23 protein-coding genes are annotated in these 24,411 nt (G+C 65.5%); 10 read left to right on the top strand and 13 right to left on the bottom strand.

From position 1 onward, the window contains the following. Positions 1-66 precede the first annotated feature (66 nt). Genes HV711_RS15040 through HV711_RS15025 form a run of 4 tightly spaced genes read right to left on the bottom strand, consistent with a single transcriptional unit; the run spans position 67 to position 4,885 of the window. Positions 67-927 carry an efflux RND transporter periplasmic adaptor subunit gene (locus HV711_RS15040; protein WP_013589059.1) on the bottom strand — a complete coding sequence of 287 codons (861 nt, stop codon included), beginning with the start codon at positions 925-927 and terminating at the stop codon, positions 67-69. A gap of 13 nt (positions 928-940) precedes the next feature. Beyond that, positions 941-1,141, bottom strand: a complete 201-nt coding sequence (locus tag HV711_RS15035; protein ID WP_035481358.1) for a DUF1656 domain-containing protein — start codon at positions 1,139-1,141, stop codon at positions 941-943. Continuing rightward, positions 1,131-3,341 carry an FUSC family protein gene (locus HV711_RS15030; RefSeq protein ID WP_035481360.1) on the bottom strand — a complete coding sequence of 737 codons (2,211 nt, stop codon included), beginning with the start codon at positions 3,339-3,341 and terminating at the stop codon, positions 1,131-1,133. Before HV711_RS15030 ends, HV711_RS15035 begins: the two co-directional genes overlap by 11 nt. A gap of 11 nt (positions 3,342-3,352) precedes the next feature. Continuing rightward, positions 3,353-4,885 (bottom strand): efflux transporter outer membrane subunit, encoded by a 1,533-nt coding sequence (locus HV711_RS15025; RefSeq protein WP_035481362.1) that lies wholly within the window; start codon positions 4,883-4,885, stop codon positions 3,353-3,355. Between the two features lie 168 nt (positions 4,886-5,053). Between HV711_RS15025 and HV711_RS15020 the strand changes: the two genes are divergently transcribed. Beyond that, positions 5,054-5,992 (top strand): LysR family transcriptional regulator, encoded by a 939-nt coding sequence (locus HV711_RS15020; RefSeq protein WP_013589055.1) that lies wholly within the window; start codon positions 5,054-5,056, stop codon positions 5,990-5,992. A 264-nt stretch (positions 5,993-6,256) separates the two neighbouring features. Then, the gene (locus HV711_RS15015; RefSeq protein ID WP_013589054.1) at positions 6,257-6,415 is read left to right on the top strand and encodes a hypothetical protein; all 159 of its coding nucleotides are present in this window, start codon (positions 6,257-6,259) and stop codon (positions 6,413-6,415) included. Positions 6,416-6,476: 61 nt separating this feature from the next. On the opposite strand, the gene HV711_RS15010 is transcribed toward HV711_RS15015, so the two are convergent. From HV711_RS15010 to wrbA, 4 genes are read right to left on the bottom strand one after another with little or no spacing between them, the layout of a single operon-like run. Next, positions 6,477-7,295, bottom strand: a complete 819-nt coding sequence (locus HV711_RS15010) for a metallophosphoesterase (RefSeq protein WP_035481445.1) — start codon at positions 7,293-7,295, stop codon at positions 6,477-6,479. 48 nt (positions 7,296-7,343) lie between these two features. Further along, entirely contained in the window at positions 7,344-8,762 is a 1,419-nt protein-coding gene (locus HV711_RS15005; RefSeq protein WP_035481363.1) for an FAD-binding oxidoreductase, read from the bottom strand. Between the two features lie 46 nt (positions 8,763-8,808). Further along, complete coding sequence (locus HV711_RS15000) at positions 8,809-9,327, bottom strand: DUF2069 domain-containing protein (protein WP_035481364.1); 519 nt, start codon at positions 9,325-9,327, stop codon at positions 8,809-8,811. After that, on the bottom strand, positions 9,324-9,926 hold the full coding sequence (gene wrbA, locus HV711_RS14995) for an NAD(P)H:quinone oxidoreductase (protein WP_035481365.1): 603 nt from the start codon (positions 9,924-9,926) through the stop codon (positions 9,324-9,326). The genes HV711_RS15000 and wrbA overlap by 4 nt, the downstream gene beginning before the upstream one ends. Positions 9,927-10,080: 154 nt before the next feature. On the opposite strand from wrbA, the gene HV711_RS14990 reads away from it, so the two are divergent. Then, entirely contained in the window at positions 10,081-11,394 is a 1,314-nt protein-coding gene (locus HV711_RS14990) for a YihY family inner membrane protein (RefSeq protein ID WP_082201472.1), read from the top strand. Positions 11,395-11,438: 44 nt separating this feature from the next. Here the strand turns inward: HV711_RS14990 and HV711_RS14985 are convergent, their stop codons facing one another. From HV711_RS14985 to HV711_RS14975, 3 genes are all read right to left on the bottom strand, one after another. After that, positions 11,439-11,759 carry an Mpo1-like protein gene (locus tag HV711_RS14985; protein WP_015003302.1) on the bottom strand — a complete coding sequence of 107 codons (321 nt, stop codon included), beginning with the start codon at positions 11,757-11,759 and terminating at the stop codon, positions 11,439-11,441. A 207-nt stretch (positions 11,760-11,966) separates the two neighbouring features. Further along, positions 11,967-12,800 (bottom strand): alpha/beta fold hydrolase, encoded by an 834-nt coding sequence (locus HV711_RS14980; RefSeq protein ID WP_035481366.1) that lies wholly within the window; start codon positions 12,798-12,800, stop codon positions 11,967-11,969. Further along, the gene (locus tag HV711_RS14975) at positions 12,797-14,206 is read right to left on the bottom strand and encodes an O-acetylhomoserine aminocarboxypropyltransferase (RefSeq protein WP_035481368.1); all 1,410 of its coding nucleotides are present in this window, start codon (positions 14,204-14,206) and stop codon (positions 12,797-12,799) included. Before HV711_RS14975 ends, HV711_RS14980 begins: the two co-directional genes overlap by 4 nt. A 272-nt stretch (positions 14,207-14,478) precedes the next feature. Here HV711_RS14975 and HV711_RS14970 point away from each other — a divergent pair, with 272 nt between their 5' ends. From HV711_RS14970 to HV711_RS14955, 4 genes are all read left to right on the top strand, one after another. Continuing rightward, positions 14,479-14,937, top strand: a complete 459-nt coding sequence (locus HV711_RS14970) for a CBS domain-containing protein (RefSeq protein ID WP_013589045.1) — start codon at positions 14,479-14,481, stop codon at positions 14,935-14,937. Between the two features lie 135 nt (positions 14,938-15,072). Continuing rightward, on the top strand, positions 15,073-17,028 hold the full coding sequence (locus HV711_RS14965; protein ID WP_035481447.1) for an MFS transporter: 1,956 nt from the start codon (positions 15,073-15,075) through the stop codon (positions 17,026-17,028). 99 nt (positions 17,029-17,127) lie between these two features. Further along, positions 17,128-18,228, top strand: coding sequence for a chorismate synthase (gene aroC / locus HV711_RS14960; RefSeq protein ID WP_035481371.1), 1,101 nt, complete (start codon positions 17,128-17,130; stop codon positions 18,226-18,228). Between the two features lie 50 nt (positions 18,229-18,278). Beyond that, positions 18,279-19,757 carry a tetratricopeptide repeat protein gene (locus HV711_RS14955; RefSeq protein ID WP_035481373.1) on the top strand — a complete coding sequence of 493 codons (1,479 nt, stop codon included), beginning with the start codon at positions 18,279-18,281 and terminating at the stop codon, positions 19,755-19,757. 72 nt (positions 19,758-19,829) lie between these two features. Here the strand turns inward: HV711_RS14955 and HV711_RS14950 are convergent, their stop codons facing one another. Continuing rightward, positions 19,830-21,503: an electron transfer flavoprotein-ubiquinone oxidoreductase gene (locus tag HV711_RS14950; protein ID WP_035481375.1), complete on the bottom strand. Its 1,674-nt coding sequence runs from the start codon at positions 21,501-21,503 to the stop codon at positions 19,830-19,832. Positions 21,504-21,692: 189 nt separating this feature from the next. On the opposite strand from HV711_RS14950, the gene HV711_RS14945 reads away from it, so the two are divergent. Both HV711_RS14945 and HV711_RS14940 read left to right on the top strand, forming a co-directional pair. Next, positions 21,693-22,469, top strand: a complete 777-nt coding sequence (locus tag HV711_RS14945; RefSeq protein WP_013589040.1) for an SDR family oxidoreductase — start codon at positions 21,693-21,695, stop codon at positions 22,467-22,469. Between the two features lie 80 nt (positions 22,470-22,549). Beyond that, entirely contained in the window at positions 22,550-22,993 is a 444-nt protein-coding gene (locus HV711_RS14940; RefSeq protein WP_013589039.1) for an acyl-CoA thioesterase, read from the top strand. A gap of 18 nt (positions 22,994-23,011) precedes the next feature. Here the strand turns inward: HV711_RS14940 and HV711_RS14935 are convergent, their stop codons facing one another. Continuing rightward, positions 23,012-23,557: a LuxR C-terminal-related transcriptional regulator gene (locus HV711_RS14935; RefSeq protein WP_013339932.1), complete on the bottom strand. Its 546-nt coding sequence runs from the start codon at positions 23,555-23,557 to the stop codon at positions 23,012-23,014. A 147-nt stretch (positions 23,558-23,704) separates the two neighbouring features. On the opposite strand from HV711_RS14935, the gene HV711_RS14930 reads away from it, so the two are divergent. Next, positions 23,705-24,409, top strand: coding sequence for a CoA transferase subunit A (locus HV711_RS14930; RefSeq protein WP_028363560.1), 705 nt, complete (start codon positions 23,705-23,707; stop codon positions 24,407-24,409). Positions 24,410-24,411: the final 2 nt, after the last annotated feature.

Genomic DNA, 24,411 nt, shown 5'->3' with positions numbered 1-24,411 from the left:
CTGCCGCGATCTTGAGAGTGCGCGCGGCCCGCTCCAGGCAGCTCACGGCCCGCTCACGGCCTTCCCTCAGCTCTCCTTGACGACCACGGTGCAGGTAATGCCCGCCGCCAGCATGACCCCGTCGGGCACCGAGTCGATCTTCACGCGCACCGGCACGCGCTGCGCGAGGCGGACCCAGTTGAACGTCGGGTTGACGTCGGCGAGCAGTTCGCGGCTTTGCGGATTGTCGCGGTCGTAAATGCCGCGCGAGATGCTTTCCACATGGCCTTGCAGCGTGCCGCCGCTCATCAGGCGCACTTCGGCCTTGTCGCCGATACGCACGTGCGGCAGCTTGGTTTCCTCAAAGTAGCCGTACACCCAGAACGAGTGACTGTCGACAATGGCGAGCTTCGCCGCGCCGGCCGTCGCGTAGTCGCCGCGAAACACGTTCAGGTTGGTCACGTAGCCGTCGACGGGTGAGACGACGCGCGTGCGCGCGAGGTTGAGCTTCGCGGCGTCGAGCGCGGCGAGCGCCTGCTGATACGCCGCTTCGGCAGCCGACGCCGTGTGCGCCGCATTCTCCTGGCTCTCTTTGGACACCACGAGCGAATCCATGTCCGCGCGCCGCCGCGCGTCGTCGCGCTTCATCTGCAGCTCGGCCTTGCGCGCGGCCACCGCGGCCTGCGCCTGCTCGACGGCGATCTCGTAGTGCGACGGATCGATCTGCATCAGCAGGTCGCCTTTCTTCACCAGTTGATTGTCTTTGACCGGCAGATCGACCACGGCGCCCGAGACGTCCGGCGCAACGTTCACTATTTCGGCGCGCACGCGCGCGTCACGCGTCCACGGTTCGTCCATGTAATGGACCCACAGCATGCGCCCCAACACGATCGCGACGATAAAAATAACGGCTGTCGCAACGAAGCCAATAAGATTTCGGATAGTCATGTTTCGGCTCTGATCAACGATAAACGGCAAGTCCCAGCAGGCCGCACACGCACACGAGCAGGCTGGCCCGGAAAAGCGACGGATGCCACACCACGCGATAGACGCCCGTATAGGCGATCACGCGATCCAGCACCCAGGTGAGCGCGGCGCCCGCGACGAACAGCAGCACGATAGAGGGCACGTAGGCGTCGAAAACGGCAATGTCACGCGGCATGAGCCACTCCTTCAGATGCGTCGGCCCGCGCAGCCGTCAACGGCGCGAGCGGCGACTGCGGATCGAGCAACGCGGTACGGATGAAATGCAGCTGACTCAGAATGCGCTGCAGTTGATGGCGCTCCTCGCGCGGCGGTGCGAATGCCGCAAGCAGGGACTGCACGGCACTGATCGCGTCGACGGTCGCGGCGAGCGCGCGGTCGAGGCGCTCCGCACGCGGGCGCTCGAAGAGCGCGCTCAGCGCGTCGCACATGGCGCGCAGCGACATGCGCCACGCCATCGTGTTCGCGTAGCGCGCCTCGGCGGGCAGCGCGGCGACTTCGCGGCGCAGGTCGATCACCGCGTTGCCCACTTCGAGCACCGAGAAGAGCCAGCGCAACGTGTCGCGCCGCGCCGCCGGATCGTCCTGCGCGAGAGCGTTGATCTGGAACATCAGATCGCGAGCGCCGCTTTCGAACCGCGAACGCACGCGGGCGAGACGCGCCCGGCTCGCGAGCACGACCTGACGGCGCAGGTCGGCGAGCAGCCGGTTGCGCAGCCACGGCGTGGACGGCGGCAGCAGCACGGCGAACGCGACGGAGGACACCAGCATGGACAGCACGAGCGCCATGGCGTCGTTGATAAAGCTGCTCGGGTCGTAGTGGACCACGTTGTCCGGGCCGGCCAGGAAGCAGAAGAAAATGCAATAGCCGACGCCGTAGCCGGCCAGCGCGGGCCGCGTCGTCATGAACACGCCGAGCAGCAGGAACGGCGCGAGCGTGGCGCACAGCAGCGCAAATCCGTCGATGCGCGGGAACACGCCGTAGACCGCGAGCAGGCCCATCGCCGAGGCGGCGAGCGTGCCGCCGGCCATCTGGAACACGGTACGTTTCGGATCCGGCGACGACGATGCCAGCGCGCACACCGCCGCCGCGTTCAGCGTGAGCGTCGAGCCGCTCGGCCACGCGGTGGCGATCCAGAACGCGCCGAGCACCATCATCACGAGCGCCGCGCGCAGACCGGCGACGCCGGCCGCGATAGCGTTCGTCTTCGGCTCGTAGCGCTCGACCCAGCGCTCGCGCTCATGCGTGTCCACCGCGAGCGACGCATACGTGGCGGCGTAGGCATGCAGATCGTCGATAAAGCGGTACAGCAGTTCCGCGCCCGTATCGAAGTCGAGCAGCGGCGCATCGGGATGTACCTCGAGCGCGGCGCGCGTGGCGCGCACGCGGCGCGGCAGCTCGGTCTTGTACGCGTCGAGCTGGGCGGCGGCGTGCGCGGCATCGGCGGCGCTCAGCACCGGCTCACCGGACTTCGCGAGCAAGGGCGCGATTTCCCTGAAGTAAGGTTCGAGCGCGTCGATGGCGATCGCCGCGCCGTGCGTGCCGGCCTCGCGCAAGCGGTTCATCAGCTGATGCAGCGCGTGAAAGCGCGTCGACGCGGTCATGAACTCGCTGTTCAGGCGTGCGAGGCGGCCGCCGCGCATCCGCGAATCCGGGCCTTCGAACACCGCGACGCTGCGCGCTGCCTCGAAGCCGACGATGTCCGCGACGAAGCGCGCATTGGTCGCCTCGATCTGCGCGCGGTCGTTGCGGCCGGCCAGCGACGCCGACACGTAGTCGACAAACGCGGAGAAACGCGCGCGCACGGCGCCGCGCATCTGCAGGCCGGCGAACTGTGGAAATACGAGGCCGCTCACGGCGCCCGCGCAGACGATGCCGAGCACGACCTCCGCGACGCGCGTGAGCGCGGCGAGAAACGCGCCGTCCGGATGTTGCGAGGCGGGAATGCCGATCAGTGCGGCGGTGTAGCCGGCCAGCACGAAGCCGTAAGACCTGAAGTTGCGGTTGCGCGCGGCGCCGGCGGTGCAGATGCCGACCCAGATCGCCGTGGTCGCGATGAACAGCTCCGGCTGCTGCGCGAACAGCCCGATCAACGCGAGCATCACGACGAGGCCGACAAGCGTGCCGCAGATCCGGTAGAAGCTCTTCGCGAACACCATGCCGCTTTGCGGCTGCATCACGATGAAGACGGTGGTCATGGCCGTGCGCGGCTGCGGCAGGTCGAGTTTCATCGCGATGCCGAGCGCGAGAAAGCACGCAGCGAGCGCCTTGAAAAGGTAGGTCCACGTGAGGCCGTCGGTGCGCGCCCAGTCGGAGGCGGCGCTGTACCAGGCGGCCAACGACGCGGGGCGCGAGGCGCGGGCAGAGGTTGTCGACATGACGGGCTTCCTCACTCGGCTGCGGACGTGACGGCTGCGGCAGTGTTCTTCTGCTCGCCCTTGCCGTGCCCCGGCAGCGTCGCGCTGGCCACCGGGCCGTTGGCGGGATCGTCGAGGCCGCCGCCCAGAGCCGTGACCAGCGACGCATGCGCGCCGAGGCGCTCCGCCTGAACCTTCGCGACGCCTTCCTGCGCGCGCAGCAACTGGTTCTGCGCGATCAGTACGTTCACGTAATCTGTCAGACCGCGGCGATAACCCTCGCGCGACAGTTCGTAGTTCTTACGCGCGGCGGCCTCGGACCGTCGTGCGTCCTCTGCCTGCGTGTCGAGCGAGCGGATGCGGATGACCTGGTCCGAAATGTCCTTGAGCGCGCCGACGATCGTCTGGTTGTAGTGCTCCACCGCCTCGTCGTAACCGGCCGATGCCGCGCCGAGCTCCGAGCGCAGGCGGCCGCCGTCGAGAATCGGCAGCGACAGCGCCGGCCCGGCGCTCCAGCTATGCGACGGATTCTTCAGGAACTGGAAGAGCGGCCCCATCGCTGCATAGCCGCCAATCGACGCGAGCAGGTCGATGTCCGGATAAAACCCGGCCTTCGCGACGTCGATGCCGCGTGCCTGCGCCGCCACGGTCCAACGCGCGGCGACCACGTCCGGCCGATGGCCGATCAGCTCCGCAGGCAGCGCGCTCGGCAGGCCGGCGGGCGCGGCGAGCGAGAGCACCGGCCGCTGGATCGCGTCGCCCGCGCCCGGGCCTTTGCCCGCGAGCGCCGCCAGCTGGTTGCGCCCGAGCGCGATTTTTTCTTCGAGGGCGTCGATTTCGCGCTCGTATTCCGGCAGCGGCGTCTGTGCCTGGCTCACTTCCAGTTGCGTGCCGATGCCGCCTTTCAGGCGCCGGCTGGCCAGGTCGGCGATTTGCTGCTGTTGCTGCAAGGTTGCGCGGGCGATGTCGAGCAGCGCGTAATCGAGCGACATCTGGATGTAGGTCCGCACCACGTTCGCCTGCAGTTCGAGTTGCGCGGCGCGGGCGTCGGCGGCGCGCGCGTGCGCCGCGTCGAGGGCGCGCTCCGCGGCGTTGCGGTCCTTGCCCCACAGGTCGAGGTGATACGACAGCGCGAGCGTGCCGGTGTTGTTCCACGATTGCTCGCCCGCGAGCGGTCCCGGGCCGTAGTACAGGTTGTCGGCCCATTGCTGGCGCTTGATCGACAGTTCGCCGTTTACTTGCGGCGCGAGCGCGGAACGCGCCACGCCCGCCATCGACATGGCTTCGCGCACGCGCGCCTGGGCGGCTGCGAGGCTGGGATTGTTGGCCTGCGCCGCTTCGATCCAGGCGTCGAGTTGCGGATCGCGATAGGCACGCCACCAGTCGGCAGCGGGCCAGCCGGCGTCGGCATCCGCCGCGCGGATCGCGCTACCCGCATCGAGTGACGCGGGGTCGGTGCGGTTCGTTTGCGGGGCGATGCCCCCGGTACTTGCACAGCCGGCAATTGTTAATGGGATCGCAAGAACCGCGGCAGCGGTGATCCATTTCGATACCGGAGACTGCACGATTTCCTCCAGAACTGACTATAGAAGCGATCGGCCAATTATATTTTTTGATGGATTGAGGAATAACCGGTAAAGATGCAAGGGATTTTTACGGAACGCGTGATAATCGGTTTTGCGGATCGTGTAACAATCGGCAGGGTTGGGACTGGATAGTTGCAAAGGAAAGGTATGGATACGCTTCAGAACATGCGCGTATTTGTCCGCGTCGTCGAAGCGGGCAGTTTCACCGGTGCCGCGCAGCACCTCAATACGACGACCGCCTACGCGTCGCGGGCGGTGTCCGATCTTGAAGCGCATCTGCGCACGCGCCTTCTGAACCGCACCACGCGCCGCATCGCGCTGACCGAAGCCGGCGAGCGCTATCTGCAGCGCTGCGAGCAGATTCTCGCCTATGTCGATCAGGCGGAAGCCGAGGCCAGCGACGCGCATGCGCGTCCGTCCGGCAAGCTGAAGGTCCACGCCATGACGAGCTTCGGCCAGCATTACGTCGTGCCGGCCGTGGGCCGCTATCAGGAGCGTTACCCGGAAGTGCACGTGGAGCTCACGCTCGCGCAGCGAATGCCCGATCTCCTCGACGAGGGTTTCGACGTGTCGCTCACGCTCGCCACCGGCCTGCCCGATTCGGGGCTCGTGTCGCAGCGCCTCGGCAGCGCGTTCAGCGTGGCGTGCGCGTCGCCGGCTTATCTGGAAAAGCACGGCGTGCCGCACACGCCCGCCGACCTGGAGCACCACAGCTGCCTGCAAATGGTTACGCCGGTGTTTCCGCCGGACAAATGGACGTTCGACGGCCCGAACGGCGAGGAAACCATCACGCTCGGCCCGGCCACCTTCCAGGTGAACGTGGCGGAAGCCATGGCCGTCGCGGTGGCGAGCGGCATGGGCGTCGGCCTGATTCCGATCTACTCGGCGATCAGCGGCCTGCGCAAGGGCGAATTGGTGCGGCTCTTGCCCGACTACACATCGCAGGAAATGAATCTGTATGCGCTGTATCCGTCGCGCCAGTATCTGGACGCCAAGATCCGCACGTGGATCGAGCATCTGCGCGACGAGCTGCCGACGACGCTCGCGGTCGACCGGGCCGAGTTGCGGGAGTTTGCGCGGACCTAGGCGGCGCGCGGCCTGACCGCCAGTTGGCTGCCGGCCGCCGCAGTCCTCTGGGTGCGTTGGCCCGCTCGGCCCGTTGGCCGGTTGGGCATGAGCGGCGGCGTTTTGCCGCGCCGCCAGTGACATCGGCGCCCCGCCGCAACATTTCCTTACTTCCGCGCCCGGCTCGATTTGCTACCGTGTCGTTCATGCGCTGCGTGCTCAACCGGCGCTTCTGTTTCCGCCGTCACTGTTTAGCAATCGCACTCACCGAAGGACGAGGATTTCATGGATACGCATCTGATGATCGGCGTGGCCGTCATGTTTGGACTGATCGGCATTGCCGCATCGCGCGACCTGCTGCGCCGCCTGCGCGAGCAGCAGCCGCAACTTGCGCCGATCAAGGTCGAGCGTCCTGAAAACGGCAAGCAGCGGGACCGTCAGTAGGCTTTTCACCGGTCCAGTGTGTGGGCGGTGGTTGCCTGAAGCGCTGACAGAGGGCGCCGCGCTAGATTTCGACGACCTTGTCCCACGCAAAAAGCGGATTTTCCCACTGCCCGCTGCGGCGATCGAAATAGCCGCGCGGATTGCAGACTACGCGCGTGCCGTTCACCGTGTAGTCGAACGACGTATGCGTGTGTCCATGAATCCACAGCGCGACGGGCGCACGCACGAGCTCGGGCAGGTGGTTGACGAAGCCCGCCGACACGCGGTCGTGTGCGTAACGCTCAGCCAGACTCAAACGATGCGGCGCGTGATGCGTGACCACGATCGTCTGGCCGGCAAACGGCTTCGCGAGCTCGTTCTCGAGCCAGGCACGCGCCTGGCGATGCAGCGCGAGCGCGTCGGCGGGTGCGAAGTCGCGCGCTTCGTCGCGTGCGCAGTTTTCCACACCGTGCGGCCAGTTCATCTGAATGAGGCCGCGAAAGTCCAGCATGGCACGCCGCGCCGCCTCGATGGATTCGGCGAGCGCCGCGTGGTCCGCGCCGAATAGCGCGAAGTCCGTCCACAATGTCGTGCCGAGCACGCGCCAGCGGCCGTGCGGATCGATAAGCGCGGCGTTGTTCAGCACGTGCACGTTCTCGACCTGCGAGGCCGCGTCGTGCAACGCGGCCTCCAGCGCGCCGAACTCGCCGTCGTAGTACTCGTGATTGCCCGGCACGTAGACGACAGGCGCGGCGCCGTCGAAGGTTTGCGCGGCCCAGCGCGGACCTGCCGCGTGGTTGTGGATGTCCCCGGCCAGCACGATCAGATCCGCCTGCGCATGCGGAATGAGTTCCGGCTCGTCGTTCTCCAGATGCAGATCGGACAGGACACGAATTTTCACGAACACGGCTCCTTGCAGCGCTGAATATCGGCCCGTCGCCTCACGCTCTCAGCGTAGCACTTTGCCCGGGTTCATCAGGTTGAGTGGGTCGAGTGCATGTTTGAGCGTGCGCATCAACTGGACCTCGACGTCCTGCTTGTAGTGCATCGCCTCGTCGATCTTCAACTGACCGAGCCCGTGTTCCGCGCTGATGCTGCCGCGATGCCGATGCACGCTGTCGTACACGATCTGGTTAATCGGGCTCTGGTACTGCGCGAGGAACGCTTTCGCGTCGACACCTTCGGGCGCCTGCACGTTGTAATGCAGGTTGCCGTCGCCGAGATGGCCGAACGTCACCATGCGCGAGCCGGGCGCGGCCTCTGCGACAGCGGCGTCCGTCTCCTCGATGAAGTGGCCGATGCGCGAAATCGGCACCGCAATGTCGTGCTTGATGTTCAGGCCTTCCTCAGCCTGCGCAAGCGGGATATGTTCGCGCAGATTCCAGAACGCCCGCGACTGCGCGAGACTTTCAGCGACAACCGCGTCCTGCACCACGCCGTCTTCAAGCGCCTTTTCCATCAGACGCTCGAAGAGTGCTCGCGCGTGGTCCTCGCTCTCGCTGTCGGACAATTCGAGCAGCACGATTTGCGCGTGCGGTTCGGCGAACGGATAGCGCATGTGCTCGAAGTGCCGGCCCACCAGCCGCAGGCAAAAGTCCGACATCAGTTCGAAGCCGGTCAGAAGCGGCCCGGCGATGCTTTGTGTAAGAGACAAAAAATCCAGTGCCGCATGCGGCGAGGCGAGCGCGGCAAGCGCCGTGACACGCGCCGCGGGTTGCGGATGCAGCTTCAATACCGCGGCGGTGATGATGCCGAGCGTGCCTTCGGCGCCGATGAACAGGTCGCGCAGATCGTAGCCGGTGTTGTCCTTGCGCAGCCCGCGCAGGCCGTCCCACAGTTCACCTTGCGGCGTGACGACTTCGAGGCCGAGGCACAGCTCGCGCGTGTTGCCGTAGCGCAGCACGCCGGTGCCGCCCGCGTTGGTCGCGAGATTGCCGCCGATCGTGCAACTGCCTTCCGCCGCGAGGCTCAATGGGAAGAGGCGCCCGGCTTCATCCGCGTGCTGCTGCACTTCGGCGAGGATCACGCCAGCTTCGACCGTGATCGTGTTGTTGTGCGGGTCGATGTCGCGCACCCGGTTGAGCCGCCGCAAGCTGACGACCGCCTGCGCGCCGCTCGCGTCCGGTGTGGCGCCGCCGGCGAGACCTGTGTTGCCGCCTTGCGGCACGAGAGGCACGCCGTGTTCGACGGCGAGCCGCACGAGCGCCGCGACCTCGGCGGGCGAGGCGGGGCACAACACCGCGCAGGCCGCACCGGTGTAGCGGCGGCGCCAGTCGGTCAGATAGGGCGCCGTGTCGTGCGCGTCGGTCAACACGTGGGCGGCGCCGATGGCATCGCGGCAGGCTGCGAGAAAAGCGGTTTGGGTCATGTCGGTCGGTGAGCGGGTTCGGGCGGGGAAGCGAGGTGGATGACTGTCAGACGTCCGCGCTGCCCGGACGTTCGCCGCGCGGCGCGGCGGCGTGCAGGGCGGCGTTGTTCGCCCCGCTTTTCGCCGAGTCTCTCGTCGCTTCTTTCGCTGCTTCTTTTGTCGCCTCGTTCGCCGGGTTTGGGGCGGCGTCTTTCGCGACCTTCTTTGCCGCGCGCTTGAAGGGCGCCACGTAGGCGAGCGCAGCGACGAAGAACACGATGGCGAGCGCGGCTTCGAGCCAGCCGAGGCCGGCGCTCAAACCACGGTCGCTCCAGCCGCGCACGACGCCCTCGGCGAAATAGAGCAGGATCAGCATCGACGCCCATTGGAGCGTGTAGAGACGCTGCCGCCACACGCCCGGTAGCGCGAGCAGCAGCGGCACGGCCTTGAGCACGAGCGCCGAGCCCCCGGAGCGCAGCGGCGCGAGCCACAGCTCCCAGGCAATGGACAACGCAATCAGCGCGACGAGCGAGGCGGTCGCGCCGAGCGCCGCAGCGCGGTTGTGCCGCAGTGGCGCGCTGCTCACGGCCTTTCGCTCATGGAAGCCGCCGTGCGCGCGACGCGTGCGCCGAGCGCAACGGCGAGCGTTTTTTCGTCGGCAGAAATGCCCTGGGCGGCGCTGCCCGCGCGCGCGAAGTGCGACGCGCCGTACGGCGTGCCGCCGGTTTGCGTGGTGGTGAGCGCCGTTTCCGTGTACGGAATGCCGACGATCAGCATGCCGTGGTGCAAAAGCGGCAGCATCATGGACAGCAGCGTGGATTCCTGGCCGCCGTGCAGACTGCCGGTCGACGTGAACACGCAGGCCGGCTTGCCGGAGAGCGCGCCCGCGAGCCACTGCGGCGTGGTGCCGTCCAGAAAGTATTTGAGAGAAGCCGCCATGTTGCCGAAACGGGTGGGCGAGCCGAGCGCGAGACCGGCGCATTCCTCGAGATCGCGCAGTTCGACGTAAGGCGGTCCTTCAGCGGGAATGTCGGGCAGCGTCGCCTCGCAGACGGTCGAGACGGGCGGCACGGTCCGCACGCGCGCCTGCATGCCGGGGACGCTGTCCACGCCGTGCGCGATCGCGAGCGCGAGTTCGCGCGTGGCGCCGTGACGGCTGTAATAGAGCACGAGAATGTCTTTCATAAGCCTCATCGGTGAACGGGTATTATAGGGCTTGGGGCCGCTCTACAGGCCGTTCCCAGCCGTTCATAGCCATTCGGCCAGGCCTCGCGCAGGGTGCGTTGCAGGTTCTGCCAGGCGGTCCGCAAACACCGGTTGACGAAGCAAGGAGGCAGGTTTGTTGTCCAAGGCGCGTTTCGATCTCGATACGCTCAAACGGCTCGCGCAGTTCGCTGCCAAGCGCAGCGGCGAAGACCGTATTGCGCAAGTGGCCGGCAGCCTCACGTTCACCACGATGCTCGCGCTGGTGCCGCTCGCCACCGTGGCGTTCGCGCTCTTTACGGCGTTTCCGCTCTTCAGTTCGTTCCAGGAGTCGCTGCAGTTTTTCCTCGCCGATCACCTGATGCCCGCGCAACTGAACAGCCAGATCTTCAAATATCTGAATCAGTTCGCGTCGAAGGCGAAGGGCTTGACCACCATCGGCATGGTGCTGCTGTTTCTCACCGGCGTCATGACGATGATGACGATCGAATCCGCGTTCAACGTGATCTGGCGCGTGCGCAAGGCGCGGCCCATCGCGCAGCGCATCCTTGTGTATTGGGCGATCATCACGCTGGGTCCGATTCTGATCGGCGTGAGTCTTTCCATCTCGTCGTATCTGTTCACGCAGTCCATGACGTTCAGCGCGGCCCAACGCATGACGCCGGTGATCGAATGGGCGCTGGCGGGCACCGCATTGCCGCTCACGGCGCTCGCTTTCACGATTCTCTACGTCTATCTGCCCAACTGCCGCGTGGAATGGCGCGACGCGGTGATTGGCGGGGTGACGGCAGCCATCGCGTTCGAGCTCGCCAAGCGCGGCTTCGGCTATTACGTGCGCCGCATGCCCACCTACACCGCGGTGTACGGCGCGTTCTCGGCCGTGCCGCTCTTCCTGCTGTGGATGTACCTGTGCTGGTTCATCACGCTGGCGGGCGCGATGATCGCGTCGGCGTTGCCGGCCATCCGCATCGGCCAGTTCCATCGCCCGACCTTCGAGGGCAGCAATCTCTTCGATTCGCTCGAACTGCTTGCGCGGCTTAGCGAAGCGCGCGAGGCCGGCAAGCGCGGCTACACCGTGCCCGAGCTTTCGCGCATGCTTCGCCGCGATATGGATACGACGGTCAATCTCCTGCAAAAGCTCGAACAGGTGGAATGGATCGCGCAGTTGCAGGAAGACGCCTCGCGCCCGCATTTTCTGCTGCTCGCGAACCCGGCGCAGATCACCGTGCAGCAGCTCTACGACCTGTTCGTGATGGATCGCGCGGAGCTCGAATATCAGTTGCAGCTCGCGTCTACTCGCGTGGACGGCGCCACGCTGCTCGCCGCGCTCGAAAACGACCGGCTGAAGGTGACGCTCTCCACGCTGCTCGCGGCCCGCGCCGCCGCGCGCGCGGCGACCGCCGAGCACGACGAGCGCGGTGCCTCTTCCATGCCGCATCAGGCGGCGTAGCCCGCAGGCCGGGCGCGGCGGCGGTTTGAGCCCCGCGGGTCGCTTTACAACGAAATCTTGCCGACGCAGATGTCCTTGAACATCACCCAGTCCCCCATCAGGCTATAGAGCGGATGGCGAAAAGTTGCCGGCCGGTTCTTTTCGAAGAAAAAATGGCCGACCCAGGCAAAGCCGTATCCGCAGACGACGGCCGCCGGCAGCCACAGCCAGTCGCCGGTGGCGAGCGCCATGGCGAGGCAGCCGATCACCCCGAGCGATCCGACGAAATGCAGCCGCCGCGAGACCACGTTGCGATGCTCGCTCAGATAGTACGGATAAAACTCCGCGAAGTTCGCGAAGTGATCGGTATGCGCGGTATGAGCCATAACGGCCTCCGGATGGCTACGCGTTGCGGTTGCGCGCCTGTCGCTTTGCCTTGGTTGTTCGCGGCGCGCCCGCGCGCCCGGCACAGGACAGGCTCGATCCATTGTGCGGCTATCGTGTGCCACGCGCAACCTGGCCATTCGGACGATGGCGTCGCCGCTTCGCAGCCGTTATCGTGAAGGCATCGAAGGTCTGGCGGGGCGCTCGTGCTAGCCCGCTTCGCGAGCCGGACGCGAAGCGAAACTGAACAGCGCGTCGAGCGTGGCATCGGGCTGCTCGGTCATCAGCGCGTGTCCGGCCTCGAGAGTGACGGTGTCGACCGGCGCGCCGGCCTGCGCGAGCGCATCGGCGAGCGCTTTGGCGGCGCGCGGCGGCGTCATCGCATCGCGGCGTCCAACCAGGAGGCGCGTCGGGCAGCGCACGTGAGCGGCACGCACGAGGCCGTCCGCGTAGCTGTTGCAGGCCATGAAATCGGTGTGAAAGAGCTGCGTTTCGCCCCTCGCCGAAACCCGCTCCATGAGCCGCTGGTTCATGCCGTGCAGCCAGAAGCCGGGACCGGGGCACGAGGGTTTCGCCGCGAGCGTGGAATGCGACCACTGGTTGACCATGGCGATGGCTTCGGGCTCGTCGTGGAGCGCGGCTGCTAGCAGGGTCTCGGAGACCGCCATGGGCAAGGCGGTGGCGAGGAGGGCGAGATGCGTGGTCCGCTCGGCATGACGGCCGGCGAAGTCGAGTGCGACGAGCGAGCCCATGCTATGGCCGGCCACGAATGCACGCGCGACACGCGCGGCGTCGAAGAGGGCGGCGAGCCAGTCCGCCAGCGCCGCAATGGTACGCAGCGCGGGACCGGCGCTGCGGCAGTGTCCGGGCAGATCCACCGCCAGCACGCCGAAGCCGTGGTGCGCGAAGTAGCGCGTTTGCAGCGCCCACACGCTGTGGTCGTGCTCGGCACCGTGAATGAAGACGGCCGTCGGCAGAGTGGCATCGAACGGTTTGCCGCCGGTGTAGGCGTAGGCGGGCTTGCCTTGAACGGTCAGGATCATGCGGACTCCGGGCGCGGTTGCGAGGTGGGGAAGCCGCCTGGCGTCGGCGCGCCGTTCTGCGGAGCTTTTTGGGCCGCTTCGGGTTCTGCTTTGGGGGCTGCTTGGTGGGCTGTTTTCTGCGAGGCTTTTTGTGACGCTCTCAAACCGCGCTTCAGGTCGTCGATGAGATCGTCGGGATCTTCGAGGCCGATCGAGAGCCGGATCGTGCCTTCCGCGATGCCCGCCGCGGCCAGCGCGGCGGCGTCCATCCGGAAGTGCGTGGTGGAAGCAGGATGAATCACCAGCGAGCGCGCGTCGCCGACGTTGGCCAGATGCGAGAACAGCGACAGCGCCTCGATAAAGCGGCGGCCGGTGTCCCGATCGCCGCGCAGATTGAAGCTGAACACGGCACCCGCGCCGCGCGGCAGCAGCCGCTGCGCGAGCGCGTGATCGGGATGCGTCGGCAGCTCGGGATAGGCGACCGCTTCGACCGCCGCCTGTCCGGCGAGAAACTCGACCACGCGGCGGGTGTTGGCGACGTGCCGTTCCATCCGCAGCGGCAAGGTTTCGATGCCTTGCAGAAGCTGCCAGGCGGCTTGCGGATGCAGGCACGCGCCGAAGTCGCGCAAGCCTTCGCGGCGCGCGCGCAGCAGGAACGGCGCAACGGTGCTTTCCTCGCTGAACACCATGCCGTGAAAGCCGTCGTAGGGCTCGGTGAATTCGGGAAAGCGTCCGGAGGCGTCGAAGTCGAACGTGCCGCCGTCCACCAGCACGCCGCCGATGGTCGTGCCGTGGCCGCCGAGGAATTTGGTCGCCGAATGGTAGACGAAGTCCGCGCCGTGCTCGAACGGCTTGATCAGGTAAGGCGTGGTGAAGGTCGAGTCGACCAGAAGCGGCACCCGGTGCTCGTGGGCGATCTGCGCAACGGTGGCGATGTCGAGCACGTCGAGGCCCGGATTGCCGAGCGTTTCGCCGAACAGGAGGCGCGTGTTCGGGCGCAGGGCCGCCCGCCATCCGTCGATATCGCCGGGTCTGACGAAGCTCGTTTCGATGCCGAAGCGGCGCAACGTGTAATGCAGCAGATTGTGCGAGCCGCCATATAGCGCGCTCGATGCGACGATGTGGGAGCCTGCGCCCATCAGCGTGACGATCGCGAGATGCAGCGCGGCCTGGCCGCTCGCCGTGCCGATCGCGCCCGCGCCGTTTTCCAGCGCGGCGACGCGCTCTTCGAACACGGCCACGGTCGGATTCGAAATGCGCGAGTAGACGTGTCCGGCTCGCTCCATATTGAAGAGCGCGGCGGCGTGGTCGGCGTCGCGAAACGTGAACGAGGTGGTCTGGTAGATGGGCGTGGCGCGCGCGCCGGTGGCGGGATCAGGGGCGGCGCCGGCGTGCAGCGCAAGCGTATCGAAACGGTTGGCGGACATGCTGGTCGGCGAGGCCACGGACAGCCTCGCGAAAGGTCAAGGTGGCGGCCATCGTATCACCGGCACGTATCGCTTCAAGCGCGGTTTTCCCCATGCGCGCGCCTGCGCGGCAGCGGCAAGCGCGTGCCGCGCGGCGCCCGCGGCAACGGCGCGGAACGGCGAGCGCCCGCCGCGCCTTGATGGGCGGGCCGCTTTCCTTTTATGGGCCTTTCCGCTAGGATCGAAAGTCATTGATGCATTACATGCCTAGCGGGTATTTCGGGAGACAGATCATGCGAGTCAGCGACATTCTTAAAGTCAAAGGCAACACCCTATTCACGGTTACGCCGGATACCGCGCTGCACGACGCAGTCGTCACCATGGCCGAGCACGACATCGGCTCGCTTGTCGTAATGGAATACGGCGACCTGGTCGGCATGCTGACCTTCCGCGAAATCATTCTCACGCTCAAGGAGAATGGCGGCAGCGTGGGCACGTCCACCATCCGTAAGGTCATGGACGATCATCCGCTTACCTGCACGCCGGAAACGGACGTCAACGAAGTGCGCCGCATGATGCTCGAGCATCACGTGCGCTATCTGCCCGTGCTGGAAAGCCGCACGCTGATGGGCGTAATTTCGTTCTACGACGTGGCGAAGGCCGTGGTCGAAGAGCAGGGCTTCGAAAACCGCATGCTGAAGGCGTATATCCGCGACTGGCCGGAAGAGCAGGGGCAGCAGCCGGCGCGTTGACGCGCGGCGCGAGTTAGCATCGAGTGAAGGCGTGCGCGAAAGCGCGCGCCTTTTTTGTGCGCGCCGCCATGGCTCGTCGCACGGCCTGCGGCGATCTTGCGCACGCGCCCACTTCTCAATCCGTTGGCGAACTTCATGAGTCAGAGCCCCTTGCCTCCCACGCCTACGCTGCCGGCCGCCCGCCGCGCCGCGCGCGAGCGTAGCAGCCATGATTCGCAGTTCAGATTGTTGGGCGAGCGCCGTTTCGCGCCGTTTTTCTGGACGCAGTTTCTCGGCGCAATGAACGACAACGTCTTCAAGATCGGCTTTACGTCGCTCGTCACATTTCAGGCGGCGCGCTTCTCGGGTGTCGACGCGAAAACCGCGGCGTTTCTGATCTCGGCCATTTTCATCCTGCCGTTCGTGCTGTTGTCGGCCACTTCCGGCCAGATCGCCGACAAGTACGACAAGGCGATGCTGACGCGTTTCGTCAAGACTTTCGAGATCGTCGTCATGCTGATCGGCGGCGCGGGTTTTCTGCTGCACAGCGCACCGCTTCTGTATCTGTGCACGTTTCTGATGGGTGTGCATTCAACCGTATTCGGCCCAGTCAAGTATTCGTACTTGCCGCAACATCTGTCGAGCCAGGAACTGGTCGGCGGCAATGGGATGGTCGAGATGGGCACGTTCGTCGCGATTCTCGTCGGCACGATTGTCGGCGGCGCAAGCGCCGGTTTCGTCGAGCACGGCGCGCTCGTGCTCGCCTGCGCGTGCGTGGCGATTGCGCTCGTCGGGCGCGTGGTGTCGAGCTTCGTGCCGGTGACGGCGGCGCCGCAGCCGGACTTGCGCATCAACTGGAATCCGGTCAGCGAGACGTGGCGCAATCTCAGGCTCGCGCGCGAAAACCGCACGGTGTTCCTGAGCCTGCTCGGCATTTCGTGGCTCTGGTTCGTGGGCGCCACGTTTCTGTCGTCGTTCTTCAGCTTCGCCAAAGACGTGTTGTCAGCGAATCCGGACGTCGTCACGGTGCTGCTCGGCACGTTCTCCATCGGTATCGGCCTTGGGTCGCTGTTGTGCGAAAAGCTCTCCAAGCGGCGTATCGAAATCGGCCTCGTGCCGCTCGGCTCGATCGGCATGAGCGTGTTCGCCATCGATCTTTTTTTCGCGAGCCACGCATTGCCGCCCGCCGGGCACCTGTTGAGCGTGGGCGAGTTTCTCGGGCGCCTCGCGCATTGGCGCGTGCTCGCCGATCTGTTCCTGCTCGCCATGTTCGGCGGCTTTTACAGCGTGCCGCTCTATGCGCTGATCCAGAGCCGCAGCCAGCCGAGCCACCGCGCGCGCATCATTGCCGCGAACAATATTCTGAATTCGCTGTTCATGATCGTGTCGGCGCTCATGGCGGTCGCGCTGACCGCGGCGGGCTTCAGCATTCCGGCCATCTTTCTTGTGACCGCGCTTTTGAATATCGTGGTGGCGACCTACATCTATTCGCTCGTACCGGAGTTCCTGCTGCGCTTTATCGCGTGGCTGCTGGTGCATACGTTTTACCGGATTCGCCTTGTGCATGCCGAGCGGATTCCCGAGGAGGGCGCGGCCGTGCTCGTGTGCAACCACGTGAGTTTCGTGGATGCGCTCGTGATCATGGCCGAAAGCCCGCGGCCCATCCGCTTCGTGATGGACCATCAGATTTTCCGCACGCCGTTCGCCGGCTGGGTGTTTCGTCATGCGAAGGCCATTCCGATCGCGCCCGCGCATCAGGACGCCCAGCTTCTGGCAAGCGCCTACGAGCGCTGCGCGCAGGCGCTTGCCGAGGGCGAGTTGGTGTGCATTTTCCCCGAAGGCAAGCTGACCCGAACCGGCGACATGAATCCGTTCCGTCATGGCGTCACCGAAATCATTCGCCGCACGCCGGCGCCGGTCATTCCGATGGCGCTGCGCGGGCTGTGGGGCAGCGTGTTTTCCCGCGCAGACGACGCGCGCTGGCCGCGGCCGGTGCAAAAAGGCGTGATGAGCCGTCTGACACTCGCTGTCGGCGAGCCGATAGAACCGGCGCTTGCCACGCCGGAACGGCTTCAGAGCGTCGTCATGGAATTGCGCGGCGCGCGGAAGTAGGACGGCCTTGTCCAGAAGTCATAAGCCGGCGCCCGGCGCGGTCTCGCGCCCGGCGGGCTGGCATAATAGCGTCTTCCCCGCATCCTTTGGACGACGCTCATGTCCGGCAACACCCTCGGTACGCTCTTTACTGTCACGACCTTCGGCGAATCGCACGGCCCGGCTATCGGCTGCGTGATCGACGGCTGCCCGCCGGGCATGGCGCTCAGCGAAGCCGACATCCAGCTCGAACTCGACCGCCGCAAGCCGGGCACTTCGCGCCACGTCACGCAGCGTCAGGAAGAAGACAAGGTCGAGATTCTCTCGGGCGTGTTCGAGGGCAAGACCACCGGCGCGCCGATTGCACTGCTTATTCGCAACACGGACCAGCGCAGCAAGGACTACGGCAATATCGCGGATACCTTCCGTCCGGGCCACGCCGACTACACCTACTGGCAAAAGTACGGCATCCGCGACTATCGCGGCGGCGGCCGTTCGTCGGCGCGTCTGACTGCGCCCACGGTCGCGGCCGGCGCGGTCGCGAAGAAATGGCTGCGCGAGAAATTCGGCACGGAGGTGCGCGGCTATATGGCGGCGCTCGGCGCGATCGACGTGCCCTTCGTCGATTGGGCGCAGGTGCGCGAAAACCCGTTTTTCGTGCCGAACGCGGATATCGTGCCGCAGCTCGAAGCGTATATGGACGCGCTGCGCAAGGACGGCGACTCGATCGGCGCGCGCATCAACGTGGTGGCTTCGAGCGTGCCCGTCGGCCTCGGCGAGCCGCTGTTCGACCGCCTCGATGCGGACATCGCTCACGCCATGATGGGGATCAACGCGGTGAAGGGCGTGGAGATCGGCGCCGGTTTTGCGAGCGTCGCGCAGCGCGGTTCCGTGCACGGCGACGAGCTGACGCCGGAAGGCTTCGTGGGCAATCATGCGGGCGGTGTGCTCGGCGGTATTTCGACCGGTCAGGACATCACCGTGTCGATCGCGATCAAGCCGACCTCCAGCATCCGCACGCCGCGCCGCTCCATCGACAAGGCGGGGCAGCCGGCGGTTGTCGAAACGTTTGGCCGGCACGACCCGTGCGTCGGCATTCGCGCCACGCCCATCGCGGAAGCCATGCTTGCGCTCGTGTTGATCGACCACGCGTTGCGCCATCGCGCCCAATGCGGCGACGTCTCCGTCAGCACGCCGAAGATCGCGGCTAGCGCGCCGTAGGCCACGCTGTCAGCGTTTTTCAATCGCACTGCGCGCGCGGCGTTTTTCGCATGAATCATCTTGCTCTCGAGCCGGCAGGTCCTGACCTGCCGGCGTTGCGCGCACGCGCGTGGGCGGCGCATGCCACCGCGCACGACTGTGTCGCGTTCGCTCAGGCGCTGCTGCAGCAGGCGGGCCGCGACAAAGCGCTGCAACGTGAAGCGCTTGTCGCGCTGGTGCGCGCTTACGAGGCGGATCCGACGTGCGAACCGGCGCTGCTTCACACCATCGCGCAGACGGCGTTTGCCGTACGCGATTGGGGCCTCGTCGAATCGGCAACCGCGCTGCTGCTCACGCAAAATTCCGCGGATGCGAATGCGCTGGTCTGGCGCGCGGCCGCCGTCCAGCATCGCGACGACTTCGCTGCCGCCGAGCAGTTGCTGCGCGAGGCCGTGCGCGTCGTGCCGGGCAATCCGGTGGCGCTGCACAAGCTGGCGTTATGCATCAAGGAGCAGGCGCGCTTTGCAGAAGCGGAGGCGTTGCTGCGTCAGGTGCTCGCATTGTCGCCGGATAATGCGCATGCGTTGTTCGATCTTTCCGAACTCGAGATTCGCAGCGGGCGTTTCGCAGAAGGTTGGACGCATTACGAATCGCGCGTTGCTTTCGCCGGTGGCGAGCTGAATCACGCGCAGCGCGCGCTCGCCGAGATCAGCGCGCCGTGGCAAGGCGAGACGCTCGCCGGAAAGACGCTCGTCGTGTATGGCGAGCAAGGCAACGGCGATTGCCTGTGGGCGGTGCGTTTTCTGCCGCTACTCGCCGAACGGGCGCGGCGCGACGGCGGCACAGTGATCTTCGGTCATGACGGGCCGTTGCGACATCTGTTCGAACGGACGTTGCCCGCCGATCTGCGGCTCGAAACAAGTCTGGAAACCCGGCCGGATTTTCATTGCGGGCTGATGAGCTTGCCGCTGCGCCTCGGCATTCTGGATGCGGCGGGGTGGGGCGCGCCTTATTTGAGTGCGGACCCGCATCATGTGGAAATGTGGCGGCGGCGTGTGCAGGCCTGCTTGTATGCCCACCCCGGCAATCGCACGGTCGGTCTGGTGTGGAACGGCAACCCAGACCATATCCGCGACGCGCGGCGCTCCGTGCCGGCGGAACAACTGGGGCCTTTGCTCAGCGTGGCGGGCGTGACGTATTTCGCGCTGTCGCCGGGGCGTGGCGAGACGGTCGCCCAGTGGCGCGCGAAGGGGTTTGATGTGGTCGACCTCACGCCGCACTTTCAGGCGGGCTTCGACGATGTCGCCGCGTTGCTGGCGAACCTCGATCTGACGGTCACAATCGACAGCGGGCCCGCTCATCTCGCGGGCGCCCTCGGCGTGCCGACGTGCTTGATGCTCGACCACGTGTCGGCATGGTTCTGGGGCAGCGAGTCGACGGCAACGCCCTGGTACGATTCGCTCGAACTGTTCAGGCAACCCGCAGTGGGCGCGTGGGCGCCAGTGGTGGAGCGGGTGCGCGCGCGCATCGAACAGATGGCGCGCGGCTAAGGCTTAGCTCACTCGAGTGAGTTGGCTGTGCAACGCCCGCACGGGCACCGGCTTGCATTGCACGGCGCGGCATCACATGTTCGGATAATTCGGTCCGCCGCCGCCTTCCGGCGTTACCCACACGATGTTCTGCGTCGGGTCCTTGATGTCGCAGGTCTTGCAGTGCACGCAGTTTTGCGCGTTGATCACGAGCCGTTCGCTGCCGTCGTCGTTTTTCACGAACTCGTACACCGCGGCCGGGCAGTAGCGCGACTCTGGACCGGCGTACGTCTGCCAGTTCACCTTGACCGGCACCGTGGGATCCTTCAGCGTCAGATGCGCGGGCTGGTTCTCCTCGTGATTCGTGTTGGAGATGAACACCGAGGAAAGCCGGTCGAACGTCAGCTTGCCGTCCGGCTTGGGATACACGATCGGCGTGCACTGCGACGCGGGCTTCAGCATCTCGTGATCCCAATGCTGGTGGTGCAGCGTCCACGGCACATTGCCGCCGAACACCTTCTGCTCGATACCGACCATCAGCGTGCCGAGGTACAGGCCCTTGCTCATCCACTGCTTGAAATTGCGTGCCTTGTAGAGCTCCGTGTGCAGCCACGAGGTCTTGAACGATTCCGGGTAAGCCGCGAGTTCGTCGCTCTGGCGGCCCGCCTGAACGGCTTCGAAAGCGGCGTCGGCAGCGAGCATGCCGGTCTTGATCGCCGCGTGCGAGCCCTTGATGCGCGACGCGTTCAGGAAACCCGCGTCGTCGCCGACCAGCGCGCCGCCAGGAAACACCAGCTTCGGCAGCGACATCAGCCCGCCCGCGGTAATCGCGCGCGCGCCGTACGACACGCGCTTGCCGCCTTCGAGGAAGTGGCGGATCGCCGGATGCGTCTTGTAGCGCTGGAATTCCTCGAACGGCGACAGATACGGATTCGTGTAGCCGAGCCCCACCACGAAGCCCACCACCACCTGGTTGTTGTCCATGTGATAGAGGAACGAGCCGCCGTAAGTGTCGGCTTCCAGCGGCCAGCCCGCCGTGTGCATGACGAGCCCCGGCTTGTGCTTTGACGGATCGATCTCCCACAGCTCCTTGATGCCGATGCCGTAGACCTGCGGATCGACGCCGTCGCGCAGCCTGAATCTGTCGTTCAGCTGGCGGCCCAGATGCCCGCGCGCGCCTTCGCAGAACAGCGTGTATTTGGCGTGCAGTTCCATGCCAAGCTGGAAGTTCTCGGTCGGCTGGCCGTCTTTGCCGATGCCGAGATTGCCGGTCGCGACGCCCTTCACGGAGCCGTCGTCGTTGTACAGGATTTCCGCCGCGGGGAAGCCCGGAAAGATCTCGACGCCCAGCGCCTCGGCCTGCTGGCCCAGCCAGCGCGTGACATTCGCGAGGCTGATCACGTAATTGCCGTGATTCTTGAAGTTGTCCGGCAGCGCCCAGTTCGGCACGCTCTTCGCGCCCGTTTCGGTGAGAAAGAGGAAGCGGTCTTCGGTTACGTCAACCGTAAGCGGCGCGCCTTTTTTCTTCCAGTCGGGAATCAGTTCGGTGATCGCGCGCGGGTCCATCACGGCCCCTGAGAGGATATGCGCCCCGATCTCCGAGCCTTTTTCCAGCACGCAGACGCCAAGCTCGACGCCCTTGCCGGCCGCCAGCTGCTTCAGGCGGATCGCCGCAGCAAGGCCAGCCGGGCCGCCGCCGACGATCACGACGTCGTATTCCATCGACTCGCGCGGGCCGTACTGCTCGATGAGACTTGCAGGGGTCATTGATGCTCCTCTTACCGTTAGAATGCTTTTTTCGGGATCGTATTGTGGGCGATGGATTCTTGCACTGCAACCGGATCAACAGAGATTAGCACGATCGTTCTATTTGTGTGATACGGTATTGTCCTGGGCATCGCTCGGGGCCGCAACTTGACAACCGCATTCGTAACTACCACCGAACAAGGAACGACAATGGGCCGTTCGATCAATCTGGAAGGCAAAGTCGCGCTGATCACGGGCGCCTCGAGCGGGTTGGGCAAGCGCTTTGCGCAAGTGTTGTCGCAGGCGGGCGCCAAGGTCGTGCTGGCAAGCCGGCGCACCGAGCGGTTAAAGGAACTGCGCGCAGAGATCGAGGCGTCGGGCGGCGCGGCACACGTGGTCTCGCTCGACGTGACCGACTATCAAAGCATCAAATCGGCGGTCGCGCACGCGGAGACCGAGGCGGGCACGATCGACATTCTGGTGAACAACTCGGGCGTGTCGACCACGCAGAAGCTCTCCGAAGTCACGCCCGCCGACTTCGAATATGTGTTCGACACGAACACGCGCGGCGCCTTCTTCGTCGCGCAGGAAGTGGCCAAGCGCATGATCATGCGCGGCAACAATGCGCAGAAACCGTCGTACCGGATCATCAATATCGCGTCCATGGCGGGCCTGCGCGTGCTGCCGCAAATCGGTCTCTATTCGATGAGCAAGGCGGCCGTCGTCCACATGACGAAGGCCATGGCGCTCGAATGGGGCAAGCACGGCATCAATGTGAATGCGATCTGTCCGGGCTATATCGACACGGAAATCAACCATCATCACTGGTCGACCGAGCAGGGGCAAAAGCTCATCTCGATGCTGCCGCGTCATCGTGTCGGCAAGCCCGACGATCTGGACGGCCTGTTGCTGCTGCTCGCGGCCGACGAATCGCAGTTCATCAACGGCTCGGTGATCGCCGCCGACGACGGCTTCGGCCTCTCGTGACCTCGCCGGCCCATGCCGGACGTCGGTGCGGCATGCGTGCCGCATTTATTCCCTGAAGAAGTAGGAAGAGTAGAAGCACAATGAGCGATTTTCACGCAGTTTTTGAGATGTCTATGCCGATCCGCTGGGGCGACATGGACGCATTCGGCCATGTCAACAACACGGTCTATTTCCGCTACATGGAGCAGGTGCGGATTTCCTGGTTCGAAGAGCTCGGGCTGACCGGCAGCAACGCAGACGGGCAGGGACCGGTGATCGTCAATGCGTCGATGGAATTTCTCAAGCAACTGCATTATCCCGGCGACGTGATTGGCCGCATGAGCGTCGCGACGCCCGGGCGCAGCAGTTTCGATACCGGCTTCGAACTGGTGCGCGCCGACGATCCGACGACCGTCTATGCGCGCGGCGCCGCGCGTTGCGTCTGGATCGACTACGCGGCCGGCAAGTCGGTGCCGGTTCCGGACGTGCTGCGCGCGACGATCGAACGCGCCGCTCTCGTGAAGGCCCCCGAGCCGGCGGCCTGAGTTCGCGAAGCGCGGCCCTCAGTGGCCGAGCAGCCGCTGCAGCAGCTCGGTCGCATTCCCCGTATCGTATTTGCGCATCAGCCGCGCGCGATACACGTCCACCGTCCGCGGGCTGATGTCCAGCACGCGGCCAATCTGCTTGCTGGTTTTTCCCGTCACCAGTTGCGCGGCGATTTCCCGCTCGCGCGGCGTCAGTTCGACGGCCACGCGCCGCGTCGCGCTCAGATCCTCGAATGTCCAGACGCCCGCCGCGTGCGGGTCGGTGCGCCGCTGTGCGCGGCCCGTCACGTGGCACCAGAAGAGTTCGCCGTTGGCGCGCTTCATGATGCGGTCGTCGGCGTAGCTGCCTTGCGCGGTCATGATGGGCGGAATGCGTGCGCCGATCCGCTCGAATTCGTCCGCCGACGGGTACAGAATCTGGAACGACTGCCCGAGCAGCGCCTCGCGCGGACAACCGAAAATCGACGCCAGTTCGTCATTGCAGTCTTCGATAATCCGTTCACGCGACAGCACGAGCCCGATCGGCGCGAGATGAAAAGCGGTTTGATAATCCAGTGCTGGCATGGGCGGGCGGCAATCACTTATGTATTTTTGCGTATTGTGCCGCATGGCGCGAGGAGCGTACTCTTTCGGGCACATGAGAACGCGGTGAAAGCAGGTCACAGCCGCAATAAACCGGTTTCGGGTTTCCATAGAGGAAGGGACATACTGATGAACAAGGTCTATCCAGGCGCCGCCGATGCGCTGAAAGACATCGTCAAGGACGGGCAGACGTTCGCCGTCGGCGGCTTCGGGCTGTGCGGCATTCCCGAGGCGCTGATCGCGGCGTTGCGCGACACGAAGGTGCAGGGCATCACCTGCATCAGCAACAACGCGGGCGTCGACGGCTTCGGTCTGGGTCTGCTGCTCGAAACGCGCCAGATCAGGAAGATGATTTCGTCGTATGTCGGCGAAAACAAGGAATTCGAGCGCCAGTATCTGGCCGGCGAACTCGAACTCGAATTCACGCCGCAGGGCACGCTCGCTGAGAAGCTGCGCGCCGGCGGCTCGGGCATTCCGGCATTCTTCACGAATACCGGCTACGGCACGCTGATCGCCGAGGGCAAGGAAACGCGCCAGTTCGGCGAGAACCACTACGTGCTCGAACATTCGCTGACCGCGGATATTGCGCTCGTCAAGGCATGGAAGGCCGACAAGTCGGGCAACCTGATCTATCGCCGCACCGCGCGCAACTTCAATCCGATGTGCGCGATGGCCGGCCGGATCACCGTCGCGGAAGTCGAGGAAATCGTCGAAGTCGGCGAGCTCGATCCGGACGCGATTCATACGCCGGGCATCTTCGTTCAGCGCATCGTGCTCAATGCGCATCCGGAAAAACGCATCGAACAACGCGTCGTCCGCGCGAAAGGAGACTGATC

The sequence above is a fragment of the Paraburkholderia phenoliruptrix genome, from assembly GCF_902859825.1.
Taxonomy (GTDB): Bacteria; Pseudomonadota; Gammaproteobacteria; order Burkholderiales; family Burkholderiaceae; genus Paraburkholderia; species Paraburkholderia phenoliruptrix.
The sequence above is the reverse complement of the archived record's forward strand: the minus strand, read 5'-3'. Positions and strand labels throughout refer to the sequence as shown.

Coding starts and splice junctions, on each gene's coding strand:
- HV711_RS14935 (WP_013339932.1), bottom strand. CDS start 23,557: ATGCCAGCACTGGATTATCAAACCGCTTTTCATCTCGCGCCGATCGGG.
- HV711_RS15040 (WP_013589059.1), bottom strand. CDS start 927: ATGACTATCCGAAATCTTATTGGCTTCGTTGCGACAGCCGTTATTTTT.
- HV711_RS15030 (WP_035481360.1), bottom strand. CDS start 3,341: ATGTCGACAACCTCTGCCCGCGCCTCGCGCCCCGCGTCGTTGGCCGCC.
- HV711_RS14975 (WP_035481368.1), bottom strand. CDS start 14,206: ATGTCCGCCAACCGTTTCGATACGCTTGCGCTGCACGCCGGCGCCGCC.
- HV711_RS15005 (WP_035481363.1), bottom strand. CDS start 8,762: ATGACCCAAACCGCTTTTCTCGCAGCCTGCCGCGATGCCATCGGCGCC.
- HV711_RS14940 (WP_013589039.1), top strand. CDS start 22,550: ATGAGCGATTTTCACGCAGTTTTTGAGATGTCTATGCCGATCCGCTGG.
- HV711_RS14970 (WP_013589045.1), top strand. CDS start 14,479: ATGCGAGTCAGCGACATTCTTAAAGTCAAAGGCAACACCCTATTCACG.
- aroC (WP_035481371.1), top strand. CDS start 17,128: ATGTCCGGCAACACCCTCGGTACGCTCTTTACTGTCACGACCTTCGGC.
- HV711_RS15015 (WP_013589054.1), top strand. CDS start 6,257: ATGGATACGCATCTGATGATCGGCGTGGCCGTCATGTTTGGACTGATC.
- HV711_RS14945 (WP_013589040.1), top strand. CDS start 21,693: ATGGGCCGTTCGATCAATCTGGAAGGCAAAGTCGCGCTGATCACGGGC.
- HV711_RS15035 (WP_035481358.1), bottom strand. CDS start 1,141: ATGCCGCGTGACATTGCCGTTTTCGACGCCTACGTGCCCTCTATCGTG.
- HV711_RS14950 (WP_035481375.1), bottom strand. CDS start 21,503: ATGACCCCTGCAAGTCTCATCGAGCAGTACGGCCCGCGCGAGTCGATG.
- HV711_RS14980 (WP_035481366.1), bottom strand. CDS start 12,800: ATGATCCTGACCGTTCAAGGCAAGCCCGCCTACGCCTACACCGGCGGC.
- HV711_RS14955 (WP_035481373.1), top strand. CDS start 18,279: ATGAATCATCTTGCTCTCGAGCCGGCAGGTCCTGACCTGCCGGCGTTG.
- HV711_RS15020 (WP_013589055.1), top strand. CDS start 5,054: ATGGATACGCTTCAGAACATGCGCGTATTTGTCCGCGTCGTCGAAGCG.
- HV711_RS14985 (WP_015003302.1), bottom strand. CDS start 11,759: ATGGCTCATACCGCGCATACCGATCACTTCGCGAACTTCGCGGAGTTT.
- HV711_RS14930 (WP_028363560.1), top strand. CDS start 23,705: ATGAACAAGGTCTATCCAGGCGCCGCCGATGCGCTGAAAGACATCGTC.
- HV711_RS14965 (WP_035481447.1), top strand. CDS start 15,073: ATGAGTCAGAGCCCCTTGCCTCCCACGCCTACGCTGCCGGCCGCCCGC.
- wrbA (WP_035481365.1), bottom strand. CDS start 9,926: ATGAAAGACATTCTCGTGCTCTATTACAGCCGTCACGGCGCCACGCGC.